At 37.2% G+C, this 17,705-nt stretch carries 16 protein-coding genes; 12 read left to right on the top strand and 4 right to left on the bottom strand.

Going from position 1 to position 17,705, the window contains the following annotated elements:
• Nucleotides 1-83: 83 nt before the first annotated feature.
• Both ACVIJU_RS18235 and wecB read left to right on the top strand, forming a co-directional pair.
• Nucleotides 84-2,873 (top strand): M14 family zinc carboxypeptidase, encoded by a 2,790-nt coding sequence (locus ACVIJU_RS18235; protein ID WP_456687862.1) that lies wholly within the window; start codon nt 84-86, stop codon nt 2,871-2,873.
• Nucleotides 2,874-4,124: 1,251 nt separating this feature from the next.
• Complete coding sequence (gene wecB, locus ACVIJU_RS18230) at nt 4,125-5,273, top strand: non-hydrolyzing UDP-N-acetylglucosamine 2-epimerase (protein ID WP_456687861.1); 1,149 nt, start codon at nt 4,125-4,127, stop codon at nt 5,271-5,273.
• Between the two features lie 13 nt (nt 5,274-5,286).
• Here the strand turns inward: wecB and ACVIJU_RS18225 are convergent, their stop codons facing one another.
• Both ACVIJU_RS18225 and ACVIJU_RS18220 read right to left on the bottom strand, forming a co-directional pair.
• Nucleotides 5,287-6,381 carry a glycosyltransferase family 4 protein gene (locus ACVIJU_RS18225; RefSeq protein ID WP_456687860.1) on the bottom strand — a complete coding sequence of 365 codons (1,095 nt, stop codon included), beginning with the start codon at nt 6,379-6,381 and terminating at the stop codon, nt 5,287-5,289.
• A complete protein-coding gene (locus ACVIJU_RS18220) occupies nt 6,356-6,511 on the bottom strand; it encodes a hypothetical protein (RefSeq protein ID WP_456687859.1) in 156 nt (51 codons plus the stop codon). The genes ACVIJU_RS18225 and ACVIJU_RS18220 overlap by 26 nt, the downstream gene beginning before the upstream one ends.
• A gap of 91 nt (nt 6,512-6,602) precedes the next feature.
• Between ACVIJU_RS18220 and ACVIJU_RS18215 the strand changes: the two genes are divergently transcribed.
• The 3 genes from ACVIJU_RS18215 to ACVIJU_RS18205 all read left to right on the top strand — a co-directional run bounded on the left by ACVIJU_RS18215 (nt 6,603) and on the right by ACVIJU_RS18205 (nt 8,919).
• On the top strand, nt 6,603-7,370 hold the full coding sequence (locus ACVIJU_RS18215) for a glycosyltransferase (RefSeq protein ID WP_456687858.1): 768 nt from the start codon (nt 6,603-6,605) through the stop codon (nt 7,368-7,370).
• A complete protein-coding gene (locus ACVIJU_RS18210; RefSeq protein ID WP_456687857.1) occupies nt 7,348-7,725 on the top strand; it encodes a glycosyltransferase in 378 nt (125 codons plus the stop codon). Before ACVIJU_RS18215 ends, ACVIJU_RS18210 begins: the two co-directional genes overlap by 23 nt.
• A gap of 108 nt (nt 7,726-7,833) precedes the next feature.
• A complete protein-coding gene (locus ACVIJU_RS18205; RefSeq protein WP_327856585.1) occupies nt 7,834-8,919 on the top strand; it encodes a glycosyltransferase family 4 protein in 1,086 nt (361 codons plus the stop codon).
• Between the two features lie 214 nt (nt 8,920-9,133).
• Here the strand turns inward: ACVIJU_RS18205 and ACVIJU_RS18200 are convergent, their stop codons facing one another.
• Nucleotides 9,134-10,120, bottom strand: a complete 987-nt coding sequence (locus ACVIJU_RS18200; protein ID WP_063386304.1) for an LCP family protein — start codon at nt 10,118-10,120, stop codon at nt 9,134-9,136.
• Between the two features lie 21 nt (nt 10,121-10,141).
• A complete protein-coding gene (locus ACVIJU_RS18195; protein WP_327847928.1) occupies nt 10,142-10,774 on the bottom strand; it encodes a YigZ family protein in 633 nt (210 codons plus the stop codon).
• 171 nt (nt 10,775-10,945) lie between these two features.
• Here ACVIJU_RS18195 and ACVIJU_RS18190 point away from each other — a divergent pair, with 171 nt between their 5' ends.
• From ACVIJU_RS18190 to ACVIJU_RS18160, 7 genes are all read left to right on the top strand, one after another.
• On the top strand, nt 10,946-12,103 hold the full coding sequence (locus ACVIJU_RS18190; protein ID WP_130158076.1) for a sensor histidine kinase: 1,158 nt from the start codon (nt 10,946-10,948) through the stop codon (nt 12,101-12,103).
• A 68-nt stretch (nt 12,104-12,171) separates the two neighbouring features.
• Entirely contained in the window at nt 12,172-12,849 is a 678-nt protein-coding gene (locus tag ACVIJU_RS18185; protein WP_063386301.1) for a response regulator, read from the top strand.
• Between the two features lie 695 nt (nt 12,850-13,544).
• The gene (locus ACVIJU_RS18180; RefSeq protein WP_066247016.1) at nt 13,545-14,384 is read left to right on the top strand and encodes a DegV family protein; all 840 of its coding nucleotides are present in this window, start codon (nt 13,545-13,547) and stop codon (nt 14,382-14,384) included.
• Nucleotides 14,385-14,685: 301 nt separating this feature from the next.
• Nucleotides 14,686-16,062: a DEAD/DEAH box helicase gene (locus ACVIJU_RS18175; protein ID WP_456687856.1), complete on the top strand. Its 1,377-nt coding sequence runs from the start codon at nt 14,686-14,688 to the stop codon at nt 16,060-16,062.
• Nucleotides 16,063-16,200: 138 nt separating this feature from the next.
• The gene (locus ACVIJU_RS18170) at nt 16,201-16,476 is read left to right on the top strand and encodes a late competence development ComFB family protein (RefSeq protein WP_063386299.1); all 276 of its coding nucleotides are present in this window, start codon (nt 16,201-16,203) and stop codon (nt 16,474-16,476) included.
• Nucleotides 16,476-17,174, top strand: coding sequence for a ComF family protein (locus ACVIJU_RS18165; RefSeq protein ID WP_314736872.1), 699 nt, complete (start codon nt 16,476-16,478; stop codon nt 17,172-17,174). The genes ACVIJU_RS18170 and ACVIJU_RS18165 overlap by 1 nt, the downstream gene beginning before the upstream one ends.
• A 65-nt stretch (nt 17,175-17,239) precedes the next feature.
• Entirely contained in the window at nt 17,240-17,662 is a 423-nt protein-coding gene (locus ACVIJU_RS18160; RefSeq protein WP_063386298.1) for a TIGR03826 family flagellar region protein, read from the top strand.
• The last annotated feature ends 43 nt before the right edge of the window (nt 17,663-17,705 follow it).

Here is a 17,705-nt window from a genome sequence, read left to right as displayed (position 1 = left end):
GATAAAAAATTTTTTATTTATACCGATACAACATAATGATATGATCTTTTAAGCGGCACAATTTTTATTCAGGAGGAGATGTTGTGACAAAAAGGTATTTTTCTATATTTTTAGCCTTTATCATGATATTTTCTTTATTTTTTCAGCCAGTTTTAAACGATGTTTATGCTAATAAAACTGATGCTGTTTCTCTCGTTTCGTTAAAAAAAGATTTTGTGATCACAGATGATACAAATCAAATTTTAGGCACTATTTCCAAAGATGCTGAAATTTTTGTGAAAAAAACTGAAAACGGAAATTATGTATTTGATTGGCTCGGAAAAGAAATGGAACTGCCGCAAGATCAATTTGAACTGAGTGAAAGCCAATTAAATTACTATAATGTGAATGGCGAAAATAGCAGTATAGTAGATTTTAAAAGTTTTAAAGAACGTGTGAAAGTTTCTGATCCAACATCGAACAAAATAATTGCATACATAGAACCTAATCAGAACATTCCATTCATAGAAGAGAATGAAAACCAGTTAAAAATAATTATTGGCAATCGTGAAGGAATAATCACTTTTGAAGAGAATCCACAACCGGAAAATGAAATGGGTTCGGAATTAAATGAGGAACAAAAGGTAGAAAATAAAATACAAAAAAACTCTGAATCAATTGATAATCTGGAAGAAAACGCTGGAATTGAAAATCGAAGCAACGAAGAAAGTAAAAATATAAAGAATACCGATTACAACGCAGAAAATGATGAACAACAAAAAAATAAAATGAAAATGATGAGTGCTGTTGATGCTAACTATTTCAAAGTGTCAGAAGAGAATGTACCTGTATATATAGACAAAAATGGAAAGCTCATAAAGGTTGCAATTTTGAAAAAAGGAGAAATTTATCCGAGAGTTGGTGAAAAGGACGGTATACATGTCATCAAATTCGGTAAAACTCAAGGATATGTTGACCAAAAGTCATCTACTCTATTATCTATTGCAAACCTGAAAAATGAAAATAAAAAATTTACAAACAGTTTGTTTACGATTAAGATTACAAATAATGCTGTTGTCTATGATAATTCATCTGGAAAACTAGTAAGGTTTGGGATTATTCAAAAAGGCATTGAATATCCAGTCATTCGTGATGTAGGAGATTGGTGGATGGTCGATTTTTTAGGGAGAATTGGCTATATCCACAAAGATGGAACAGAGCTTTTATTTTCATCCAATGTGAAATATTTTAAAGTAACAGATGATAATGTTCCTTTATACATAAAAGGAAAGTCACTAACAAAAGTCGGTTCATTGCAAAAAGGACAAATATATCCGAGAATTAGTGCAAAAGGCAATTGGCATATCGTAAAATTTGGAAAAATTCAAGGATATATTCATAATGATTCGACAGTTGGTATAAGCTCTCCATCAATAAAAAATGAAAACAAAGCCCTTAAATTTGACTCTTATTCTATTAAAATCACTAAAGATGCTAATGTATACGACAATTCATCTGGAAAATTGGAAAAATTGGGGGTTATACAAAAAGGGATTGAATATCCAGTAATTAAAGATGCAGGCAATTGGTGGATGATTGATTATGTCGGAAGAATCGGCTTTATTCATAAAAGCAATGCTAAGGTTTTGTTTCCTTCAAACACTAAGTATTTTAAAGTTACAAGTGATAGTTTGAATGTATTTATTAAAAAAAGTGGGAAGCTAGTGAAAGTCGGTTCATTACGAAAAGGTCAGTCCTATTTGAGAACTGGGGGAAAGGGCAATTGGCATGAAATTCAATTTGGTTTATCAAAGGGATATGTTTATAAATTTTCAACTGTTCCGTTATCCCACCCAAACTTTCAAATAAGTTCTTTAAAAAACAATGGTAAAATAACAATTTTACGAGATGCTGTGGTTTATGATAATTCAAATAAAACACTTGTACCTATTGTAACATTGTTAAAAAATATTGAATATCCGATTGAAGGGGTATATGGCAACTGGGTAAAAATCCATATTGCTAATCGGGTTGGCTACGTCCATAAGAGTGATGTAAAAGTTTCGTTAAAAAAACAGGCGAAACCTGGAAATCTTGTAAACCCGAATCAAGTTTACACATATGAAGAGATGGTCCATGATATTAGCGAATTAGAGAAAGCTTATCCTAATCTCATTAGTAAGAGAATTATCGGTCAATCGGTTGATGGACGAAACATATATGCAGTGAAGCTTGGAAAAGGCAAAACGGAAATTATGATAAACGGTTCCCATCATGCGCGAGAATATATCACGACAAACTTGCTGATGGAAATGATCGATGTATATGCTTACGCATATTCAAAAAATTTACGTGTTGATGGCTATCCTGTAAGAAGCATTTTAAATAATGCCTCCATTTGGTTTGTACCGATGGTAAATCCGGATGGGGTGACATTAGTACAAAAAGGGCACAGAAGCGCTAAAAATCCTGCCTATGTATTAAAACTAAACGGTGGCAGCACGAATTTTGCAGCATGGAAAGCAAACATTCGGGGAGTGGATTTAAACCGGCAATACCCAGCAGATTGGTATAGAATTGCTGGGAATACAGGAAGACCATCCCCTCAAAATTACAAAGGGCCTAGACCATTAAATGAACCGGAAGCAAAGGCAATGGTTAACTTTACGCTAAGCAGAAATTTTAAAACGGCGGTTTCTTATCATTCTTCTGGCGAGATAATATATTGGCACTTTAATACACCAAAACAGCATGAAGTAAGAGATAGAAAAATAGCGAGTATGATAGCATCAAAAACAGGTTATCGTCTCGTTCCACCGAGCAATAATCCTAGCGGGGGAGGTTTTACGGACTGGTTTATATCAACACAGAAAAAACCCGGCCTTTACTCCTGAGGTCGCGCCATATGTTGGCAATCGTCCTGTTCCGATATCTTACTTCCCATCCATTTGGAAGAAAAATCAGTCCATTGGCATTATGCTAGCTGACGAAGCATATAAAAATAGAAATACTCGATAACAAACAATGAGGGTGTCCTAAAAGTAATTAGGGACATTCTTTTTTAAAAAACACTTCAAGGTTTTCCACTTCTTAGATATAGTTATATTGAAAAAAACGCAAAAAATTGAGATTGACGGTGTATTTTTTAGCTGGTTCGAAGACAATCGCAAAATTAAACAATCTTTTCAAATATCCTAGATATTTGGGTCTTAAAAGGATCAATGTGAAAATGGTTCAAAAAGGGATGGAAAAAGCCGATGGATATTCAGCACAAAAACAGAAGCAGCAGTAAAAGCATTCTAGAAAAACATATATTTATAAAGGATGGAGTTATCGAGCCGCAAACTGAATACGTCTGTTTTAAAAATAATAAAATTTGTCGTCGACCTCCAATCGTGCAAAAATCCCAGGGGATCGACGACTCTTTTAAATCTCCATTGAGCCCGCGCAAATCAAAGGATTGATAAATTTTTACTCATTGGCTAAAATGAAATTAACCAATCAACCATTTAAATCGGAATGCTGATCTAACAACATTTTTTGGGGTTTTTATCTTAACTATGAGGAATTGAAACCTGATCGCGCGAATCTATCGAGTTTAGTAACAACTGTTTTTATCTTAACTATGAGGAATTGAAACGTTCTTTGAAGCGATCCCTAACTTTTTGAACCGCTTGTTTTTATCTTAACTATGAAAAAATATTAAGCAAAAAACTTATTAAGATTAGTAGCACAGACCACGGTCAAGGTATGTGCTACAATTTTTTTATAGCAGAAGGAGAAGGGGAGAATAGATCGTGACAGGGTCCAAGTATCATTAGTTCGTAATGCGGTTGCATTAAGGACAATCGGTCGTTCCGAAGAACTTTTGCGGGAACTCACCAAGGTACACATCGAGTTTAGAATTGCGGAATTGGTTCACAACATAGTGAAGTAACAGTCATCCGCCAAGCTGCTTTAAACAAAAATCGAAAGTATACAAAACAAGTGGAGAAAAGCAGCAAGTTTTCTCCATTTGTTTCATTTTAGGAACTTATTGGACAGTTTCTAGCAATTTGGTGAAAAATATGAAATTCGTTTGTACAATGATTGTGGTTATGATAATTTAGTAATTGGTGCATATTAACGAAAAAGGAGACGTCAGAATGGATCGAAAGATTAGGGTAATGACCATATTTGGTACAAGACCTGAGGCGATTAAAATGGCTCCGTTAGTGTTGGGGCTAAAAAAATATTCGGACGAAATAGAATCGATTGTGACGGTAACAGCTCAGCATCGGCAAATGCTGGACCAAGTTCTTGAACTGTTTGAAATTAAGCCTGATCATGACCTCAATATTATGAAGGATCGACAAACATTGACAGGCGTTACGGTGAGAGCACTTGAGGGGCTTGATCAAATTATGAAAGATGTCAAGCCTGATATTGTGTTGGTACATGGAGATACGACAACAACATTTGTTGCCAGTCTTGCGGCTTTTTATAATCAAATTGCTGTCGGACATGTAGAGGCTGGGCTGAGAACATGGAATAAATATTCTCCATTCCCAGAGGAAATAAACCGACAAATAACAGGTATCATTGCGGATTTGCATTTTGCACCGACGACAAAGTCAAAACAAAACCTTCTTCAAGAAAATAAAAACGAAGATTCCATTTTTGTTACTGGAAATACAGCGATCGATGCTTTAAAAACAACTATTAAAGATTCTTATCAAAACGATATTCTCGATAAAATCGGTTCGGATCGGATGATTTTGCTAACTGCCCACCGGAGGGAAAATCTGGGTGAACCAATGCGCAACATGTTTAGAGCTATTAAAAGAATTGTTCAAGAGCATAATGATGTACAAGTTGTGTATCCGGTTCATTTAAATCCTGCTGTTCGTGAGGTAGCGAATGAAATTTTGGGAGACGACGATCGGATTCATCTTATTGAACCGCTTGATGTATTTGATTTCCATAATTTCGCTGCCCGTTCGCACATTATTTTAACCGATTCCGGCGGAGTACAAGAAGAGGCGCCTTCATTAGGGAAACCTGTTCTTGTGTTAAGAGATACGACAGAAAGACCTGAAGGTATTGAAGCGGGTACATTGAAATTAGCGGGGACGGACGAAGAGACCATCTACAAAATGGCCAAAGAGCTGCTTACAAATAAAGAGGAGTATGAACGAATGGCGAAAGCGTCGAACCCATATGGAGATGGAAATGCTTCTAAGCGCATAGTAGAGGCCATTTTATATCATTTTGGCAAAAGAGAAGAAAGACCACAATCTTTCCAACCATATTAAGAAAGAGGGAATTTTAAGCATTCCCTCTTTCTTTCTTTTTATGAAGTAATTCAATATGATCTGATAGTTTTTTTGCGAACATTTCTCGATTGTAATGTGCTAGCAGCCGTTCCTTCAAATTTTTCCGCATTCGTTTTAATTCCGCCTCATTTTCAAAGGCGTTGAATAGAGCGCGGATAAAGTCGTCTGCATTTTCAGGTTCAAAGAAGTAACCGCCATTTAATTTTTCAATAATTTGTCTCGCCTCTCCATCAACGCCGATTAAAACAGGAATGGACATGGAAAGGTAATCGAACATTTTCGATGGGATCGTAATAGAGAAAAGAGGATGCTTTTTTAAACTAACAATACCGATATCTGCTGCTTTGTAATAGGAAATAAGCTCATCTTTCGGAATTTGATCGATAAATCGAACGTTTGATAACTGATTTTGTTCAGCTAACTCTTTTAACCGTTTTTTTTCGACCCCTTCACCGATGAATAAAAATATATAATCAGAATTGTCTTTAAGCTTGATTGCCGCCTGAATAACGGTTTCCAGTCCTTGGGCCGAGCCGATATTCCCTGAATATAATATCACTCGTTTGTTTTGAAGATTGTACTCTGTTTTTATATCTTTATAATTAGCATAAGTGTCATTAAGCAAAGCAGGATTGACGCCGTTAGGAATGACAATAATTTTTTCTTCCGGAATTCCTTCGGATACTAATCTGTCTTTATATCCATTGGTCACAACGACAATGAGATCAGCCTTTTTATATAAAAATTTTTCCAACTTCCGTGCAAGGTTTAAAAGTTTTTTATTTTTGAATTGGCCAAGAATCTCAGCAAAATCCACCCATAAATCGCGGACCTCCAAAACAAATTTGGCTCTGTGCCATTTGCTTAAAAGCCATCCGGAAAAAGTTTGAAAAAGCTGCGGCGTAGTAGCGTAAACGATGTCAGGCTTTTGAACAAAAATCCCTCCAATAAAGCTTGAAAAAGTAAAAGAAAAATAATTCATTAAACGCCGCAATGCGCTTTGTTTCGTATCTTTCATCCGAAACATACGGTAAACATTTACATGATCCATTGTTTCTTTTTTAAAAAATGCCAAAATTCGTTTCATGATTAGGGAAGGCTGTTATAATAGTAACGTTATGTCCTAAATTTCCTAAATAATAACTTAAATCGTATGCCCTAGCAGGCGCAGCGCCTATTTCAGGCGGAAAATGCTGTGTAATGTAAATGATTTTCATGTTAATTCCCTCTATATGAAAATAGAATTCGCTAATCTAATAGTGTAAAGTAAAATTATGAAAATGACAATGCATAAAGAGGTTGGAGAATATGACAAAAGTGTGCGTGTTAACAACAGTCCATCATGCTTATGATGGAAGAATTTATCATAAACAGTGCAAAACGCTGCAAAAAGCCGGCTACGAGGTTACGCTGATTGCTCCAAAACCGGAAAAAATAATTGAACATGATAATATACAACTGATTCCGATTGATAAACCGAAGAAAGAATGGAAACGTTTTTTACATACATTTTCTATTATAAAAAAAGCAATAAAAACGAACGCAGATGTTTATCATTTTCATGATCCGGAATTGCTCCCTGTAGGGGTTTTGTTAAGGCTTATAACACGTAAAATTGTAATTTTTGATGTTCATGAGCATTATCCGAATGCGATTATGAGCAAAAAATATTTAAAAAAATGGGTCAAAATTCCTGTTCGAATCGCATATGAGATTATTGAGAAAATTTCTTTGCAGTTTATTTCCGGGGTTATCTATACAACAGATGAAGTAGGGGAAAGATATAAAAAATATAAAAGCTGCAAAATTGAAAACTACCCTTTGCTTGAAATGTTTGAACAACTCAGCATCAATCAAAAGGATCCAAAACTTATTTTATATTTAGGCGGGATTACACCTATAAGAGGCATTCGGGAATTAATTGAGGCATTCAAGATCGTTTCTGAAAAAATGGATGCAAAGCTGCTGTTTGTCGGCGGGTTTGAAGCAGAATCTTTTGAGAAAGAAATAAAAGATAAAATCCGTCAATATGGACTTGAGAGCCAAATTCAATTTGCTGGGAAAGGTTTCATATGAGGAAATCCAAACATATTTAGAAAAGGCATCGATAGGGATTATTCCTTATTTGCCTGTTCCGAATCATCTTGTTTGTTTGCCTAATAAAATTTTTGAATATTTAGCAGGCGGTGTTATTCCAATTGCATCAAATTTTCCGCATTATGATCGGGTGCTGAAAAAAGCAGGAAGCGGTAGAGCGGTCGACCCTGAAAATCCGAAAGAGATAGCGGATGCCATTCTGTTCTTTTTGCAATGCGGTCAGGACCAGTTAAATCAAATGAGGGAAAGAGGGAGAAACGAATTTTTAAAAAGCTTTAATTGGAAAAGTGAAGGGAATAAACTGCTTGATTTTTACCAATCGTTTCAAAAATAAATGAGTCATAAAATAGTTATAAAAATTTAAAAATAATATTGTTGAAAGTTTCGCCATTTCTGCTATGATGAAAGAAGTGAATACTTCTTGCAATGAGTGGGGGATTATATGAATTATTCCCAATATATAATAGCCTTTATTTTAACATTCGTTATTGCGGCATTGCTTACACCTTTTGTAAAAAAATTGGCTTTAAAAATAAATGCAGTGGATTATCCAGAAGGAAGAAAAGTTCACACAAAAGTTATGCCCCGTTTAGGCGGGCTCGCCATTTTTTTTGCAGTGGTGATCGGTTTTCTGTACTTGCAGCCGGATGATCCTCACATGTTAAAAATTATTTTAGGGGCTACTATAGTTTTAATTACTGGCATTTTAGACGATATTTTTACTTTGACACCGAAACAGAAATTATGCGGGCAATTGTTGGCTGCATTCGTTGTCGTGACATCAGGGCTTTTGATTGATAAAGTAACATTGCCGTTTGTTGGAACGGTTTACATAGAAGAATATCTTAGCTATCCTTTGACAATTTTGTGGATTGTCGGCGTTACGAATGCCATTAACTTGATAGATGGATTAGATGGTCTTGCGGCAGGAGTCACAGCGATTGCCTTGACAAGCATTATGATTATGGGATTTATGGATGGCCGTTTAGTTGTTGTTGCTCTGTCTGTCATTCTCATCGGCAGCACGTTAGGATTTCTTGTCCATAATTTTTATCCTGCCAAAATATTTATGGGCGATACGGGCGCAATGTTTTTAGGCTATTCGGTCGCGATCATTTCGATGTTAGGATTGTTTAAAAATGTTGCGCTGTTCAGTTTTGTCATTCCGATTATTGTGCTGGCCATCCCATTATTTGATACTATTTTTGCGATCATTAGAAGAATTTTGAACAAGCAAAGCATTACAATGGCTGATAAACATCATCTGCATTATTGCTTAGTTGATTTAGGATTTAGTCATCGGACATCGGTGCTAATCATTTATTTAATAAGCGCATGCTTCGGCGTTTCAGCGATTCTCTTTACTCATGCGACATTATGGGCATCGTTGATCATTATGATTGTGCTGATTATTATAATTCAAATCGGTGCTGAGATAGTTGGGTTAATCGGAGAAAATCAAAAACCTTTTCTTAATATGTTGAAAAAAATATTTTCTTTAAATAAACCGCAAAAAGATAATTCATAACCTTTGCCAAATATAAAAAGCTGTCAAAAGATTGACAGCTTTTTCCTTTAGGGGAATCTGTCTTATACGTTTGCACGGCTCGGCAATATACATCTTAAAATAGTCGGCGACTGTTTTCAGCAAAAAATCGAAAAAATTACAAAAGCCGGTGGAAAAAACAGCTCATTTTTTCCACTGGCTTTATTTAAGATTTCTCGGACGTCCCTTTTTTCATTTATTCGAGGGAAGCCCTATTATTCAATTGAAAATTTAGGTGATCTTGCAGATCATGTTGTACCTCCGCAAGGGATTCATCGTCTACGATATAATAGGAAACGCCATTTATATATTCTGGTGTGCCTTCTAATTTTACTTGCTCGATTTTGGAAGAATTAAAATCTGAATATTTTTTGTAAAAAGCTAGCAACTCGGTTACTTTCATATTTGTTTCTACGTTATCGCCGATTTCATCTGTTAATTTATCAATTTTCGTAATAGTTCCGATAGAGGAAAGTTTATCAATTACTGCCATTACGACCTGCTGCTGTCTTTCATTTCTTCCGAGGTCTCCGCGCGGATCTTCAAGCCGCATTCTTGCGTAGGCAAGAGCATGACGACCGTCCAAAGTCATCGGTCCTTCTTTAAATTCAAGCTTCTCTGCGACTCTGTCGTCACTGTTTTGTTTAAAGTCAAATGGAACATCGACTTCAATTCCGCCAAGAATATCTATAATATTTTTAAATCCTTCAAAATTGACTGTCACATAATAGTCAATAGGAATGTTTAAAAAGTCTTCGACTGTTTCGATTGTCAACTCTTTGCCACCGTAGGAATATGCATGATTAATTTTTGTTTTCTTATCCTTTTCTTTTATATAAACTCTTGTATCCCTTGGAATACTTAACAGTTTCATCGTTTCATCTTTTGGATTAAACGTGGCAACCATTAAAGTGTCCGACCGCCCACCTTTGCCGCCGCTGGAGTAGTCTTCAACACCCATAATCAAAATGGAAACAGGGTCATTCGATATCGTAACCGCCGCATCGCGCAGTTTTGATTTCACCCGATCCAAATCGTCATAAGCGGAATTATAAACTTTCCAAAATGTATATCCTGTGTAGCCGGCAAACACTAACAAAATTAAAATAAAAAGCTGCACAATTCGTTTAAATAATTTTCTCTTTTTTCTCTTTCGTGTTTTTTTCAATTGTTGACGTTTCATATAATTTCCTCCATAAAAAAATTAGATTTTCTCCTCCAAATAAACGAAATCCCCCTCCTGGATCACACATTTCCCATTGGTGAGATCGGTCATCCAGTCTTTGAAGCTTTGAACCTGGCCTTCCTCTACATATGTTTCAACTTCAACATGATCGGTATAGTAGATGTCTTTCAGCTTATAGACAGACGAGCGCAATTCGTTTTCGATTTTGCCGAGAAAGCTGTAATCGAATGTAGTGCGAATAATTTTCATTAGCTTGCGTTCGATGATGCCAACGTGGTCAATGGCTTCTGAAACAGCCTTTCCGTATGCACGGATCAGCCCGCCGGCGCCGAGTTTAATCCCGCCGAAGTAACGGGTGACAACAACGACAGTGTCTTTTAGTTGTTTCTTTTTCAACACTTCAAGCATCGGCACTCCTGCTGTTCCGCTTGGCTCTCCGTCGTCGTTCGCTTTTTGAATTTGGTCATGCTCTCCAATTAAATATGCGGAGCAGTTATGTGTGGCATCCCAATGTTTTTTTTTGATTGTATCAATAAACTCTTGAGCTTCTTTCTCAGTTTTGGCACGATTAATATAGCAGATAAATCGTGATTTTTGAATCACGATTTCATGCTCTCCAAAGCCAGCTACGGTATAATAGGAGGAAAGCATTGTGTATCACCTCCGCAGAAGAAACAAAACGGCATAACTTTTTTTGACAAAAATCGACTTTTTTTATAAAAAAACACTCACATTAGAATATTATAAAACGACAAAATTTTTACTTCAATTATGAACTGATAAAGTTTTTGTAACAACTTTTTTAAAATGGAGGAAAAGGCTGTGAACTCCAAAAAAATAGATTCTGCTGTAATAGACGATATTTTAAATAAAATGATCGAAACCGTCCAATCAAGCAAAGATCAAATTTTTGAAATCGGTGAAAAATCCCGCACAGAGTATGAGAAAATAGTAGAAGAATTGGAAGAAGTGAAAGAGCAAGTAAGTGAGGTGATAGAGCAAACCGATAAGCTGACGATTCAATCGAAAATCGCACGGCAGCGCCTCGTGGAAGTCAGCCGCAACTTCAACAAGTTTTCAGAACAAGATATTTTGAATGCCTATGAAAAAGCGCAAAATATTCAAATTGAACTGGCCATGCTCCAAGAAAAAGAAAAACAATTAAGAAAACGGCGGGATGAATTGGACCGCCGGCTTTTATCATTAAAAGAAATGATTGAACGAGCAGAGGTCATAGTAGGTCAAATTACTGTTGTGCTGCAATATTTAAACCAAGATTTGCGGCAGGTTGGCGATTTGCTGGAAGATGCAAAGAAAAAACAAGCCTTTGGCTTAAGAATTATAGAAGCGCAGGAAGAAGAACGGAAACGGGTGTCACGTGAAATACATGACGGACCAGCTCAAATGCTTGCAAATGTTTTGATGCGCTCTGATCTGATTGAACGAGTTTTTCGGGAAAAAGGGACTGCAGAAGGGTTTCAGGAAGTTCAAAATTTGAAAATAATGGTGAGAAATGCGTTATCTGAGGTTCGGCGCATTATATACGACTTAAGGCCTATGGCTTTGGATGATTTAGGTCTCATTCCAACACTTAGAAAGTACCTTTCTACTATTCAAGAATATGAAAAAGACATAAAAATCAATTTTCAAAACATCAGTGATGTGGAAGAAAAACGGCTTCCGGCGAAATTTGAAGTGGCCTTGTTCCGGTTAGTTCAAGAATCTGTAACGAACGCTTTGAAGCATGCGGAAGCAAAGCAAATTGACGTTAAATTTGAAGTCCGTCCAAACCAAGTAAATGTTGCAATAAAAGACGACGGCAAAGGCTTTGATGTAAAGAAAGTGTTTAAAGAAAAAAAGGAGTCATTCGGTTTAATGGGAATGAAAGAACGAGTGGAGCTGTTGAATGGGAAAATGGCAGTCCATTCTGCACCCGGAAAAGGAACGTTCATTATTATTCAATTGCCTACTAATCTATGAAATAGAGAAATGGTCTGATTGACTTCATGCATACATCACTGAAAAAATAATAATGGGGAGGATTGTAAATGAATAATCAAGTTAAAATTGTCATAATAGATGACCATGCGCTGTTTCGGGAAGGTATAAAACGTATTCTTGATTTTGAGCCTAATTTTGAAGTGGTTGCGGAAGCTTATGACGGCAGTGAAGCTTTAACAGTTGTTGAAAGCTATATGCCGGATGTTGTCATTATGGATATTAATATGCCTGGTGTAAATGGCGTTGAAGCTACTAAGCAGCTGGTTAATTCATATCCGGATACGAAGGTTATTATATTATCGATCCACGATGATGAAAATTATGTGATACATGCTTTGAAGACCGGAGCGAGAGGATATTTATTGAAGGAAATGGATGCTGACACTTTAGTAGAAGCAGTTAAAATCGTGGCAGAGGGAGGAAGCTATTTACATCCAAAAGTAACTCACAATCTAGTCAATGAGTTCCGCCGTCTGTCATCAGCCAATAATGGACAAATTCCAGCTACAGTCCGGCGCCCTCTTCATATTTTAACACGACGTGAGTGTGAAGTTTTGCAAATGCTTGCTGATGGAAAAAGCAATAGAAGAATCGGTGAAACGCTGTTCATTAGCGAAAAAACGGTGAAAAACCATGTCAGCAACATTTTGCAAAAATTAAATTGCAACGATCGAACACAAGCTGTAGTTCTTGCCATTAAAAACGGCTGGGTGGAAGTTAAGTAAAGTTACATATTTTCCATGGCGATTAATTTTGAACGATTTGAATCGTCAAACCGTGAAAGTGAGATTGATTTCTAAATACCAATTTTGCTTGGTGTATCTATATTGTTTTTTCCGACTTGGCTGATTGTCCAGCGTTGATAAATGAATTCAATTGCATTTCTTCATTACGGCTGGAAACATAATATCATTTGGCAACTTGTCAATCTATTCGGATCCTGACCAGAGAAATGTTTTGATCAGAAGCTACGAGAATGAATCATAGGAAGCATTACATTCAACGTTCCGGTTTTGCAGAATCAACTTAGGTGAAAATGTATCAACAGGAAGCATAACGGCCTCTTCAAATAACTACAGGCGCTGGGAAGAGGCCGGTTTGCTCAGAAACAAGAAAAAATTCAGTAAAATTGGTAACCGCAATTGGAATCCACATAAAAGCTCCGTTTAAGCTGCTCAAAAATCCTTTAAAAAGGTGTAGACCTCATAAGAATAACCTCAACGAAAATCGTAATGAGCCGATCGACAAAACGAAATCCGCATAAATGGCAGTATAAAGACTTTGAAACAGCTAAAAAATATTTTTCATCCTCTTGCAGTTTCATGGAAATCCGGCAAAGTTAATGATAAAAGCTTGCATTTTTTATAAAATAGTCTTATAAAGGAGAGAATGAAATTATTAAAAGGAAAGGAAAAACATGATGCAAATTGCGATTGTAACAGATAGTACTGCTTACATTCCTGAAGAAGTTCGAAAGAGGCATGGCATACATATGATTCCTCTTAGCGTTATTTTTGGAGACGAGTCTTATCGTGAAGAGATAGATATGACAGCAGAGAGTTTTTGGGAAGAAATAAAGCGCCAGAAAGAGCTGCCTACAACTTCTCAGCCGCCAGTTGGTGAATTTGTCGAGTTGTTTGAAAGCTTATCGAAAGAATATGATGCAGTCATCAGCATTCATCTTTCAAGCGGTATCAGCGGCACTTACAATGGTGCTGTCACAGCAGGTCAAATGGTAGACAGCATTAAGGTATATCCTTACGATTCGGAAATAAGCTGTATGGCTCAGGGATTCTATGCAATTGAAGCAGCGAAAATGGCAAAGGAAGGGAAAAAACCGGAAGAGATCATCGCTCGCCTTGATGAAATTAAAAAATCAATGGATGCTTATTTTATGGTGGACGATCTTTCTCATCTTCAGCGCGGCGGACGATTAACCGGAGCTCAAGCTTTAATAGGGAACCTGCTGCAACTGAAGCCTCTTCTTCATTTTGTTGATAAAGTGATCGTGCCGTATGAAAAAATTCGTACGCGCAAAAAAGCAATCCAACGTATCTATCAATTATTTGACGAAGCTGCAAGCAAACATCCGGTGCGGGCGGCTGTCATTCATGCCAACAGACCGGAGGATGCCAAAAAAATGAAAGAGGAGCTCGAAAGTAAATATCCAAATTCTGAATTTATTATCAGCTATTTTGGCGCTGTCATTGGAACTCATTTAGGAGAGGGAGCTATGGGTCTCTGCTGGTATAAAAAGTAATTGCAAGAAAACGTTAAACCCATTGTGATAAATGGCTGTATCCATCCTCTTAAAAGAACTTCCCCTTCAAAACGAGAAAAGGTGCGATTCACCAAAAAATGGAACGGTGTCTGACCATCTGAAGGTGCAAAAAGCACCTTTTATTTTTTACAGAAATGAAGGATATAAATGATTCATCTAGCATCTTTCATTCGGACGAAAAGCAATAAGATCAATTGAATAAATATATTGATTTTTCAGAAAATATAAGGTAAAAAATAATAGTAAGGAACAATATGGTATGTACAAGCGGAGGTTTTATATGCATGATCATGATCTTCAAAAACATCTTCTCGGAAGACATCTCCTTTCAAATGAGCTCCCGTTTTCAATGGATGCCGTTCAAAATGCCCCCTTCGTTGAAATAGCACAAGGCGTTGTGAAAAAATCCGGTTTTTTTTATTGCAATCGATGTGGAAATGATCAGCCCTTTTTATTTGCAGGCTTTGACTGTGCAAAGTGCGGAAAGTTTTGTCATTATTGCCGGAACTGCATCATGATGGGGCGAGTAAGTGAATGCTCAAAGCTTGTTAGTTTTCCAAGACGCGAGAAGGAGGAAAAACATTCGATCCAATCGGATCAAACAAACTTTTTGCAATGGGATGGTGAACTGTCTCCGGCGCAAAAAAGAGCATCTGACCGGATTGCGGAGTCCGTTTTGCAGCGTACAGACTGTCTCATTTGGGCAGTTTGCGGAGCAGGAAAAACAGAGGTGCTGTTTGCCGGCATAAACACAGCTTTGCAGAAAGGGCTATTTGTTTGCATTGCTGCACCGCGTACGGATGTTGTTTTGGAGCTTGGACCGCGTTTGAAAAACATTTTTCCGAGCATCGATGTGGCAGTGCTTTACGGAGGAAGCGAAGATCGTTTGAAGCTGAGCCCAATTACCATTTCAACGACTCATCAGCTTCTTCGGTATAAAGAAGCCTTTGACGTGGTGATTCTTGACGAAGTGGATGCTTTTCCATATTCTGTAGATTCTGCTTTGCAATTTGCGGTTGAAAAAGCACGCAAACGAAACAGCTCCCTTATTTATTTAACTGCGACTCCCTCCTCATCAATTAAGCAGCATTTTAAGCCTTCCGAAATTGTGAAAATCCCTGCTCGATACCATGGTTATCCCCTACCTGTTCCTGAATTCAAATGGTGCGGCAATTGGAAAAAAAGATTGGAGAAAGGAAAGCTGCCGAAAAATATCATCACATGGGCAGCCGAACAAATGCAAAAGGAAAGACAAGCTTTTCTATTTGTACCGGAAATCAAAGTGCTTCATGATGTCGTTCCGTTACTAAAAAAATTGAATTCAGCGGTTGAAGGAGTACATGCCGAAGATCCCCAAAGGAAAGAAAAGGTTCGGGCATTTCGAAATGGCCGGATTCCGATCATTGTCACAACTACCATTTTGGAAAGGGGTGTAACAGTTCCTGGAACTGATGCAGCTGTTTTAGGAGCAGAAGAAACCATTTTTACAGAAAGTGCCCTTGTTCAAATATCCGGCCGTGTTGGACGGAGCATGAACAATCCAACAGGCTCCGTTATCTTTTTCCATTATGGCAAAACAAATGAAATGATTGCAGCGAAACACCATATTCTTGCTATGAATCGGGAAGCGGCAAAGGAAGATTTGTTAAAGCGTTAGTATTTAGAAAATGAAGGAAACGATACAGAATGTGTAAAGTTGGGAAAATATTTTCAATTTTGGCTGAAAAAAGAAATTCCTTTTTCCAGTATGATCCAATATAATACAGATTAGAGATCATATATTTGGGGTGAGGACATGATAGTAAACGCTCTGGAAAAAATTATGGAAGAATTGCTAGATGAATATATTGACCAATTTCATATGGAATGCACGTGCCCAACTTGCCGCAATGATGTTTTAGCTCTAGTGTTAAATAGAGTTCAGCCCCGTTATGTAACGAGTGAAGATAAAATTACATATGTAAGAGCGGAATTTTTTGATCGGCAGCAAATGACATCTCTTCTTGTCAGCCTGGCAGAATGCGCAAGAATTGTTTCAGAAAACCCACGATGTGATAATAGGAAGGCTTGATGCGAAATATGGGAAGATGTCTTTATTGTTTTAAAAGTATAGATGTCCGCTTGACTTGGAGGCGGCTTTTTTTCCTCGAAAAAGACCCTGTTTTATGCGAAGAATGCTCCAGCAAGCTAAACGTTATATCAGGCCCCATTTGTCCAATGTGCGGGAGGCAAAGCGAAAAAGCCGAGTATTGTACTGATTGCGCGGCTTGGGAAAAACATCCTGACTATCATGGAGTGATAAAGAAAAACCGCTCTGTTTTTCAATATAATGAATTTATGAAAGAAGTGCTTGCTAGGTTTAAATTCCGCGGGGATGCGATATTGGTGCAGATGTTTTCCGAACCTTTTGTGAAAGCATTTCGCCATCACTTCGACAAATCGATGATTCTCGTTCCCATCCCATTAGGTGAAGAAAGGCTTTTGGAACGTGGATTTAATCAAGCAAAATTATTGGCCCAGCTCCTTCAGCTTCCGATTATTGAGCCTTTGCGCAAAACAGATGCAGCAAAACAATCAAAAAAATCACGGATCGACCGAATGAAGACGAAAAATATGTTTACTGTAACAGATCCAAAACAAGTACATGGTCAACATATTGTTATCATCGATGACATTTACACAACAGGCGCAACGGTACGCCAAGCTGCAAAGCAGCTGATGAACGCTGGTGCGAAAAGTGTCGAATCATTTACGCTTGTCCGCAGCTAAATGACAAATCCGTTTTTCCGATATAAAATAATAATAATAGGAAGATTTTTGAAAGGTGGATTTTTATGGGGGAATTAGCAAACTGCCCAAAATGTGGTTCCTTGTTTGTCAAAACGCGGCTTCGTTCAATATGTGATGCTTGCTACCAAGAGGAAGAAAAGGCATTTGAAACAGTATATAACTTTTTGAGAAAAAAGGAAAACCGCAGATCGACCATTACTGAAGTTGTGGAAAAAACAGGAGTGGAAGAGGACTTAATACTGAAGTTTATTCATCAAGGACGCATTCAACTGGCGAACTTCCCGAACCTTGGTTATCCTTGTTCACGGTGCGGCAAATTTATTCGCGAGGGAAAACTTTGTGTTTCTTGCAAAAAGGAAATACAGTCTCAAATTGAGCAAATGGAAAGAGAAGAGCAGTTTCAGGAGGAGAAAGAGAAGATGCAAACATACTACGCTATCCAACCGAAAAATAATGAAAAACGTTAACAAATCCCTCTATCGATCCGATAATGAATATAGAGATAGATTT

Source organism: Aeribacillus sp. SP014 (genome assembly GCF_054055575.1).
This window is presented reverse-complemented; position numbering and strand designations above follow the sequence as displayed.